Source organism: Larkinella arboricola, from assembly GCF_003259745.1.
GTDB lineage: Bacteria > Bacteroidota > Bacteroidia > Cytophagales > Spirosomataceae > Larkinella > Larkinella arboricola.
In genome coordinates, this window is record NZ_QLMC01000012.1 from 34,278 (window position 1) to 43,913 (window position 9,636).

At 36.1% G+C, this 9,636-nt stretch carries 7 protein-coding genes and 1 pseudogene; 7 read left to right on the forward strand and 1 reads right to left on the reverse strand.

Annotation, left to right across the window (positions count from 1 at the left end; genetic code table 11):
• Window positions 1–4 precede the first annotated feature (4 nt).
• Entirely contained in the window at window positions 5–208 is a 204-nt protein-coding gene (locus LX87_RS29440; RefSeq protein ID WP_170139487.1) for a helix-turn-helix domain-containing protein, read from the reverse strand.
• 1,156 nt (window positions 209–1,364) lie between these two features.
• Between LX87_RS29440 and LX87_RS27230 the strand changes: the two genes are divergently transcribed.
• The 7 genes and pseudogenes from LX87_RS27230 to tnpA form a co-directional block, all read left to right on the forward strand.
• Complete coding sequence (locus tag LX87_RS27230) at window positions 1,365–2,534, forward strand: hypothetical protein (RefSeq protein WP_111631478.1); 1,170 nt, start codon at window positions 1,365–1,367, stop codon at window positions 2,532–2,534.
• Window positions 2,534–4,810 carry a hypothetical protein gene (locus LX87_RS27235; protein ID WP_111631479.1) on the forward strand — a complete coding sequence of 759 codons (2,277 nt, stop codon included), beginning with the start codon at window positions 2,534–2,536 and terminating at the stop codon, window positions 4,808–4,810. Before LX87_RS27230 ends, LX87_RS27235 begins: the two co-directional genes overlap by 1 nt.
• Window positions 4,811–4,874: 64 nt before the next feature.
• Window positions 4,875–6,191 (forward strand): toll/interleukin-1 receptor domain-containing protein, encoded by a 1,317-nt coding sequence (locus LX87_RS27240; protein ID WP_111631480.1) that lies wholly within the window; start codon window positions 4,875–4,877, stop codon window positions 6,189–6,191.
• 173 nt (window positions 6,192–6,364) lie between these two features.
• Window positions 6,365–7,501, forward strand: a complete 1,137-nt coding sequence (locus LX87_RS27245) for a dsDNA nuclease domain-containing protein (protein WP_170139488.1) — start codon at window positions 6,365–6,367, stop codon at window positions 7,499–7,501.
• Entirely contained in the window at window positions 7,501–8,064 is a 564-nt protein-coding gene (locus LX87_RS27250; protein WP_111631482.1) for a hypothetical protein, read from the forward strand. The genes LX87_RS27245 and LX87_RS27250 overlap by 1 nt, the downstream gene beginning before the upstream one ends.
• Before the next feature lie 14 nt (window positions 8,065–8,078).
• Window positions 8,079–9,290: a hypothetical protein gene (locus tag LX87_RS27255; RefSeq protein WP_111631483.1), complete on the forward strand. Its 1,212-nt coding sequence runs from the start codon at window positions 8,079–8,081 to the stop codon at window positions 9,288–9,290.
• A gap of 67 nt (window positions 9,291–9,357) precedes the next feature.
• Window positions 9,358–9,618: pseudogene (gene tnpA / locus LX87_RS27260) on the forward strand (IS66 family insertion sequence element accessory protein TnpA); the annotation flags it as partial.
• Between the last annotated feature and the right edge of the window lie 18 nt (window positions 9,619–9,636).

Sequence of the window (9,636 nt, forward strand, 5' to 3'; positions counted from 1 at the left end):
TTTTTTAGGATCTCGCGCCGGGCGACGGTCGCTCCATCTCCGCTTGGCGTAGTTGCCGACGTAAGCTGTCGACTTCTTGTTGAAGAGTTTGATCTCCTTTTTCCCCTTTGCAACTTGCCTTCCGCCAGGCGTGAATTAGGCTGTCGCTAATACCCATCTTGCGGGCCACGGCCATGATGGGTTCACCATTGGCTACTAGCCGCAGCACATCGGCCCGCGCGGACGGCTCCGTTAAACTCGGCGGTATACTTTCGTTTTGGTTGTTGGGATTGGTTCATGCCGGGCCGACGCATCGGCACACGAAGTTAAAAAAGTTTCGTGTCCGGATTTTTAGGACCATATCATGGGACATCTTCCATAGACACAAAGGTAACAAGAAGAGCATTAAAAAGCCCTCTGGAGTGAACCGAGAGGGCTGTTGAAGCATAACAGAATAAAAACGGCCGTTTTAGAAGTTTATTGTGTAGCCTGAAACAGGAGGAACATTATTTAGCACTTTTTTTCATCAATACGAAGCGAGCATCCTTTGAACTAGTGTTAGCAAAATACCATGATCGCGTTGCTAGCTTCTAATCTTAAGCAACTGAAGGAGAAGGCCTACAGAGCTTAAAGGACCGTTTAAGCCTTGTAATAAGATTGACACTTGCCTGCCCAATCCCGTGGAACACTTACTTGTTGAAAAATCAGAAGAATATCACAGAGCCACTACCAGCGTAATGGACTTGTTATGAAAATTCAAATATGCTATCTGTAATTTGTGTAATCTGTTACCAACCCACTAAAGACGCTGCTAAGTCATCAAAGTCTATCTTCTATAGATTAATAATAATGTAGGTTTGAGTACAAGCAAATACGGAAAAAGGGAGATAATACGGTTTGCTTAGAAAACTTATTACTGTTCCTCAATCCGGCCACTACTCCAAACCGGCTGCAATCTGTAGGGTCCGGGATTTATTCACCTATGTTCTTCAACAGACGTTGAGAACACAATCGGAGCTCTTTTCAAAAACTCCCGCTCCCCTTTCTCAATCATGGTTGAAGGTGTTAATCTCCAAAAGGCAGGGACGTAATATCTATAGTGATATTAATTAAAAACTGTAAATTTAGGTGAATAATGGGAGCCAAGGGCCAGTCCGAAAGATTTCATTCAAACCCCTCGACAATCGCGGGGACTTGTGCCTGCATACGATGACAAGCTGACACTCGACTTCTCTCGACCGGTAGAACTTACAGATATATTGGAATGGCTATTCAAAATTCGCCTTGAAAGCTTAACACTTATCTAATTTAAAAAGGTTAAGAATGCTGCGATACTGCTTTTCAATACAAGTATTAGTGGTATTCAAACTTGAAAAATTAATCTTATGATTAAGATACCAGGAAACTTAACAATTCCTAAAATACAGAAGTTATATTATGATTTATCCCTAAACAATAACTCGGTTGTTGATGTACAGTTGCCTAAAAGAATAGAAAAATTGGATTTCGGAGTCTTTTTTTCATTCCTACAGTTTTTAGCCACGTGGATCAGAAAAGAAAACTCTGGCAAATTATGTCTACCTATTAATAGTATTGAAGAGGCGATCCATTATCTTAACGATAATGAATTTGTTTATCCCTCAATTGTACTCTCTTGGGAAAAAGATATTGTTGATAATAATGGTAATAATATAAAAAAACATCTTAAAACCCCAAGTAAACAGTATTATGAAAGGATGGATTATTTCGAGTTAAAAGGTACATCAGTGCCTTTATATTGTTTCGATCACGATAAATCAGATAGAGGATTGTCTAAGCATTTTTACAAAAATAATAGAGAGTTAGTTTCTGAAGATGTATTAGGCTTTAATTTATATAGAGCATTTCAAAAAATTGGGTTTCATAATCCGTCAGTATTTAGAAAAAGTATCAAGGAAAGCTTAAACTCATTTACCTCGATTATTCATGAACTTTTTTCAAACACACATGAGCATGCAAAAACAAATGAGTTAGGATTTAATTTATATCCTAACATAAGAGCCTTACAATTAAAATTCCACAAAAAACCTATTGTAAAATATATTGAAACATATAATAATTTTAACGGGCTTTCAGATTATTTCAAATCAGATTTCAAAGTCAACGAATCAGGGGACTTATATCTTATTGAAATTTCCATATTAGATAGTGGCCCAGGGTTGGTCAAGAGGTATAAAGGTGTTTCTACATATAATATGAGTATAAACGAAGAAGTTGACATAATAAAAAAATGTTTGTATAGGCATACTACTTCAACTAGTAGCTTTAGAGCTGAAACTAAAGGAATAGGTTTAGACCGAGTTCTTCAAACTATCGATGGTCGGGGATTCGTAAGGATTAAAAGCGGTCGAGTTGACATTTTTAGAGACATGAAATCTAAAAGGTACTTTCATCATGATAACGCTTCTGATATACAGATTTACGATTGGCAGACTAACAGTGATGTGAACTTTACGGTATTCCCTCCTGCTGAAGGCACATTAATTTCTATTTTCTTTCCCCTAGATTACCAATAATGAGAAACTACTTTATATTTCAATATGAAGACTTAGTTTCTTCAAAGCAAAAATTTAGAGCGACAGTAATATTTATTCCCCATGAGAAAATTCATTCTCAGAATACTTTGTCGCAAGAAATAAGCTATTTCTTTCAAGAAAATAGTATTACTGAAAAATTAGTTGTAATCCTTCCGGAATATCTTGACAAGGAGTCCTTGAAATATTTCTTTCAGTATAGGGACGATACCTTTGTACGGATTCCAGGTAAATCTTCAGACTATTTTGAAAAAAGTTTACTTATATATTCGTTTAACTCGTCAGGTGAGCTTGAACTTAAATTTGGTAATAAGCCGAAAAACGAAAAAAAATTTATCAGTTTACTACTAAGAAGTGGTTCAACAACTATATTTAAGAATAATGGTGGTTTAGTTGAGTCAACCCCTGATCATCACTTTGTTTTTCCATCAAATAAGCATAGCTCAAAATTTTTAAGAACAGGCAATGTATTAATTTATCAATCTGAAATTTTCTTTCTAGCTATTCAACTTCTAAAGCATATGAAAGAAGTTAGCAGCATTTACTGTGATACTTCTTCAATTAATGTTCTTCCTTATGCAGTTTTTGAGCTTCAAAGAAGATTCAAATTATCATTTGAATGTCCAACTGTTCATAGCTTTTCATCTTACGAGATGTTTGAATCTTATAAAGAAAGCTTTCCATATGATTCTTTGATCCTTATATCAGCTTCAACATCTGGTAATATTGTGGATAGAATTTTAAATGAGAAGCGAGCTGAAAGGTCACAAATTCAAGTTATATACTTTTTGGGACCTAATGAAAAATATCAAAATCATATCTCTAATGTAATTTGTAACTTAACGAAAGATGAAAACTTTCAATTAGGTGAACTTGAATTTAAAACATATAACTCTTCTGATAAATGTGAACTGTGTTCTATTGCGCATTCAAGGCCAATAAATATACGCAGTGATGTTTTCCTAACGGTGCAGCCTAAAGTTGAAGTCCATCTCTTAAAAACAACTAATGATTATAATCCTAAGCCTGTCAGTCAATTTGTCCAAAAGTTTAGAGGCTACTCAGATACCGACAACGTAATCAAAGTATTTTACAAAGAAAATGATGCTAATGCTGATTATGAAATTTACTTCGATTTTGCACATCTTATTGAAAACATTGAAGATGAGAAGTTTAGTAAATTTAAAGAATCGCTAAATAGATATATTGACAAAACGATCCCTGCCAATACCAAATATATTTTATACTTACCAGATATTGCTTCAAAAAAACTTGCAGAATATATTGTCGCAAAAATACCAACTAATGTAAATTTGAAGTTAATAAAATTAGAACAAAATTTTATTGATCAAATTATAGAAGAAAGCGGCTCTTTAATAATTGTTGCATCTTGCATTTCAACTGGAAAAAAGCTGTTACAGATAAGCCGGTTGATGAGAAGCCGCGAAAATATAAATTTGGTATATTTCGTAGGTATATATCGGCCAATATCAGAAAAATTCTCAATCGAACTTATTAATGATTTAAAAAAGGGTAAAGATAAGAGTGATGAAAGGCCTTTTATATCTGTGGAACAAATAAACTGTTCAATACAACAGGTAAGTACATCTTGGGAAAACGAGAAACATTTTTTCGAAAAAATGCTCAGTACAGTTAACGATGAAAGTGATAAAGTTTTGTATGATTACATTAATGATAGGTTAGATACCTTAAGGAAAAACAAAGAAACTAGGGGGCTATCAGATAAAGTATTTTTAAGAAAATATAATGGCGAGAATTTATATTTAAGAAAAAATTTTGCTTTTTGGAATTTTACAGATTATACTAAAGATGACATTTCACAATCCGAGGTATATTTTACTATATCAACTTTAGTTACAAATTTAGAGAATAATGATATAAATTTATTTCCATCTTTGAAGCAAACTAATTATGTTAGAAATATCTTAAGTCCTAGAAACTTTCATAGATTTAATGATGGTATAATTCAAGCGTCACTATTGAGGGCTGGCAAGTCAGACTTCTTTTCATATTATTTAGATAGCGAGTCTAATTTAAAAATGAAAGAATTCTTACTTAGTATTATTGAAAAGTATAATACAGAAGATGGTGAAGCATTATTAGAGTTTTTACTTGCAATAGGCCTTAAAAAGTTAAGATTAAAGCGAGAAGATTTAAGAGAAGTGTTAGCAATAGCTCAAAAATGTGAAAATATATTAATTGCGGGAATATCAAAGTATATTTATAATATAGTCTAACATTTTAGGTTATAATGTGGCGACGGATCAGTGAATTTTTTGTTGGTAAAATCAGGTATTGGATATGAAAAACTTAAATTTTACTCGAGAGTTTAACAAGTTACTGGACATATTAAATAGAAAGGAATCGTACTTATCGGGCCCTAAATTTATCAATGTAGTTAGGAAAGTTGATCCGTATTTTCCTGATTACAATAAGTTTATTGACATCAGAAAAAGTGAAAATAAAAGCACCAGTCGCAAAGATTACTTTTATGACATACTTTTAGCAATGGATGAGTCAGGTAGAAGTGTGCTCATCGAGAAATTGTACGAGGCGGCTGATGAGCAATTGAGAAATAATCATATACCAACTGAAGAAGAGTTTATTCAAGATAAAAGTCTCATATCCCAACCTACATCATCGATTAAAGTAGAAGTACAACATGGATTCAAACAGTCAACATTAATACATCCTAAAGTATTTATTTCATATGCCTGGGAAAGTGATGAGTTGAAAAAATGGGTGAGACAATTAGCCATTGATTTAAGAAAAAACGGTATTGATGCGACAATAGATCAATGGGCAATGGTTCCTGGCGATCAGATGACGCACTTTATGGAAAAATCCATTAGGGAGAACGCCTATGTTTTAATCGTGTGTACTCCAGCTTACAAAAGGAAATCTGAAGAAAGAACTGGTGGTGTTGGATATGAAGGGGATATAATGACTGCTGAGGTTGTAGCTAGTAGTAATCACAGAAAGTTTATTCCCATATTAAAGCATGGAACTAAAAGTGAATCTCTTCCATCTTGGCTTTCAGGTAAATATTACATTGATCTGTCAAGTATTAGCCACTTTGAGCGTAATTTTGAAGATTTACTGACCACTATATTTAATACCCGAGAAGTTGCTCCTAATTTGGGCATTATTCCAAATAGATTTCAACAAAGACCAACAAAAACATACTCTTCAGAAATTGAAGAGTATCATGACATAAAAATAAAAGGAATAGTAGTCGATGAGGTTACGCAGCCATTAAACGACGGCTCAAGAGGTAGTGGTTTATACAAAATACCTTTTGAATTAAACAAACAGCCAAATTCAGAGTGGATACAATTGTTTATTAGCGCTTTCGACAGACCCTCAGAATTTACATCTATGCATCGGCCAGGTATAGCTTCTGTCAATGGAAACAAAATTTATTTAGACGGTACTACTATAGAAGAAGTAGAGCGTTACCATAAAAAGACATTGAAGTTAGCCGTAAATGTTGCTAATCGTCATTATTCAGAAATTTTAAAGCAGAAGCAAGGAGAAGCTGAATTAGATCAGTTAAGAAAGGTTCAACATAGAAAATATATTGATGAGGCAAGTAAAAGGATAAGTTTTGACGATTGAATTTAAAATAGTAGATATTTTTGCCTCAATAGCTATCCATTCCAGTCCTTGATCAGTAAAAATGCTCCATCAGACTGTTTTCAGTTTTAGTCAGTATTTTTATTATTCGTCGTGGAAATGTCTGCGGCAAGCAATACTTTCATCCTTACCTAACTTAAAGTGAGCAGAATTTGGTGAAATCAATTTACGAAATTCAACCTATTGATATCAGCGGTCGTCATGCGCGAAATGGTTTTGATTATCAAGATCATATTGGCGCAGGCTTTTGTTTGGACATGTTGCTTCGGGAAGATCTCGAAGAGATTTGGTTTGAAACCCACGATGACATCACGCTCCTATGGCATGGCCAAGCCGGAATTCGCGTTGAGTTTGTTCAGGTCAAATCCAATAATCTCTCCTCTAGATGGTCAGTAAAGTCGATCACACATCGTGATAATGGTCCCGGTTCGTCTTTGCTCGAAAAATCCTTGTTTCAGTATCGGTGTAAAGAAGCTTCTACGTTTCGGATTGTTACAGCTTATGACGTTCACGCTGATTTAGAACTATTAAAATTAGAAATTTCTAGTCGTCCGTGCATTAATGACTCGGATAACTTGAAGGCATTAGTTACGAAGATTAAGCAGCGTTTCGGGGGAGATATAGTCGTACCAGAATCTGGTATAGGTGTTGATTTCTGGGTTGACAACTGCCGGTGGGACAAACGTCCTGATGACATTGTACAAGTTGAAAATCACAATAAGCTACTTTCTGAGCAAGTGTTCAAGAGTAAACGGGTCAACTTGGTACCTGAGCACAGGGATGAACTGTACATGAAGCTTCTTTTTTTAGTGAAGGAAGCCTCTTCGAAAAATTTGACTACTTTTCCAGGGTGTTATAAGATCACTCGTCGTTACCTGAATGACTGGTTTGATAAAACACAGTTGCTTTTATCAAATTATAGCAGGTCTGACAATCCACTTCGCGACAAAATGCAGGCTGCAGGCTTACCTGATCCCCTTGTCCTTACTGCGGAAGATTTACATTGGCGCTACAGAGAGGCTCGTTTGGACCCTGACTATTATGGTGGCCCAACTGCATTCAAACGTCTAGAGGACGAGGTTATGTCCTTTCTACCAAAGTTACAATCTTACCAGTATAGTCTAAGCGGTTCATTTGATTCATTGCAGTTCCATAAATTCTGTATTGATGAGGTTTATAAAATTATTGAAAAGGATCGATTAAGTGAGTTTTCTTTGCCGGAACATATTGCAGCGGGCTTTTTTTATCAGGTTACGAACCGTTGTTTAATGCGTTTTACTGTAAACAGCTGATGAGATCTATTAATAATCTTAGGGGTTTCTCATCAGGAAAGACGCTTTCTTCAGATGATTTGATTGAATTCCACGCTTCTCGATTATTGCTGCTAATCCAATTATGTGGCATTAAGGATTCTAAAACAAAAACGGCAAAAATAGAAGGATTAACTAAGTTAGCTAAACTTGATTTTTTTGTTCGGCATCCTGCATTTTTCAACAAAGTAGCCGCTCATTTGAGCAGCAGTGATTCGATTCAAAGTGACGATATTGAATCTAAAATGGTACGCTTTCATTACGGTCCATGGGATAAGCGCTATTACCAGATTATACCATATTTGGAAGCAAGAGGCTTAATTTGGGTTTTAAAAAATGGTAGCGCTTACAATTTTGTCCTAACTAATTTGGGTAAGTCCATTGCTGAACAACTCCTTGCTCATGACGAGTTTGGGGAAGTCTCGGAGCGCATGAAATCCGTTAAAAAATTACTGGGTGGTAAAACTGGCAATTTTTTAAAAGAACTCATTTACAAAGTTTTTGACGAAGAAGTCAAAGAAAAAAACTTAGATGACCTTATTTGAATTCATCAACGATCATGAGTGAGAAATTGCTTGTTAAAACCATTATTCGCACTAATTCTCTTGGGGAAAAAGAGATGATTGAATTTTCCAATGGCGTGAATTTATTAGTTGGCGCTTCGAATAGTGGAAAAACAGTTTGGTTGATGATGCTGGATTACCTACTCGGTGACGCCGGACCAGTGGAAGACGCACTTAATAAGGACGACAGAGATGGGCAATTCCTATATGAGATTTACGATCAACTGAGTGCAGTAATTGAAATAAATAATGTAGAGTATCTGATTGAACGCAAGTGGAAACAGAAAGGATTAAAATCTAAAATTCTTGTTGACGACAAAGCCTACGATGCCTCCGAATTCTCGAAATTTATTCTTGATAAGCTATCAATCCCAGTTTTAAAATTTCCTAAAGGCAACCCCTATCAGGATGGTGCCTGGATTGAACTCACGTTCCGTATTCTGTTTAGGCATATTTACCGTCAAGAACGGTTCTGGAGCGATCTGGCGGATAAGCAGCCGGAGAGTGAACAACATGCGGCCATTTGTCAATTTCTTGGTTTAGCAGAAGATCTCTTTTCTCCTTTAGGTAATGAACTCATTGACAAGCGCAAAGAGTTAATTCGCCTTCAAGCACAAAAGGATCAATTTCAGGAAGTTCTTGACCAGATCACTAAACGTCTGCTTCCTGTAGGAGAAAAAAGTATAACATTTGTTACGGTTGATTCCCTAAGTGAACGCATCAAGGAACTTCGTGACCAGTCACAGGTTCTACTGGCTCAACGACAAAGTATAATTGCAAATGGGATAAATGCCTCATTGAATGAGGGTAAACCGGATGTAGTTTTAGAGATTAAATTAACCGAAGATCGAGCCCGTATTGTTCAGGAGTTGGAAACCTCAGCGGAACTGCGTAAACGAGAAACGGAAAAATTGAATCGCTTTGTGAATTTACTCAAATCTGTTGACTCCGAGTATAGCAAACTAAACCGAGCTAAATCGGCTGGTGAATTATTAGCTGACATAAAAATTACGCACTGTCCGGCCTGTGATCAAGAAATTGACCCAAAACCTGTGGATGATGAAACCTGCTTTTTATGCCATCAAACCCTAAATCACACTGCTAATGAAGATCGAGTGGAGTTTGAGCTTCATCAACTGGATAGTGAGCGGAAAGAACTGCGGGAATTAATTGAGCGAATTAAGAGTGAACAGCTTGAGTTGTCCTGAACCCTTAAAAATGAGCCAGTGAAAAGTAGCGTAAAAAACATAACTTTCACTGTAATTGAAAAGGGGAATGAAAGCAAATCGATTTACCGAATCGCAGATTGTAGCGATCCTTAAACAACAGGATAGCGGTCAAACCGTCGCCCAGATTACCCGGGAGCATGGCATTAGTGAGGCCACGTTTTATAATTGGCGGGCCAAATACGGCGGCATGCAGGTTTCGGAAGTCAAGCGGCTTAAAGAGTTGGAAGAAGAGAATCGCCGGCTGAAGAAGATGTATGCCGAGCTGAGTCTGCAAAACGAAATTATTAAGGAGGTTCTGGGAAAAAAGTGGTGAGGCCTGCTGAGC

What these genes read in the sequence shown, in the direction of transcription:
- LX87_RS27230 (WP_111631478.1), top strand. Translation starts at nt 1,365, where the DNA reads ATGATTAAGATACCAGGAAACTTAACAATTCCTAAAATACAGAAGTTA.
- LX87_RS27235 (WP_111631479.1), top strand. Translation starts at nt 2,534, where the DNA reads ATGAGAAACTACTTTATATTTCAATATGAAGACTTAGTTTCTTCAAAG.
- LX87_RS27240 (WP_111631480.1), top strand. Translation starts at nt 4,875, where the DNA reads ATGAAAAACTTAAATTTTACTCGAGAGTTTAACAAGTTACTGGACATA.
- LX87_RS27250 (WP_111631482.1), top strand. Translation starts at nt 7,501, where the DNA reads ATGAGATCTATTAATAATCTTAGGGGTTTCTCATCAGGAAAGACGCTT.
- LX87_RS27255 (WP_111631483.1), top strand. Translation starts at nt 8,079, where the DNA reads ATGAGTGAGAAATTGCTTGTTAAAACCATTATTCGCACTAATTCTCTT.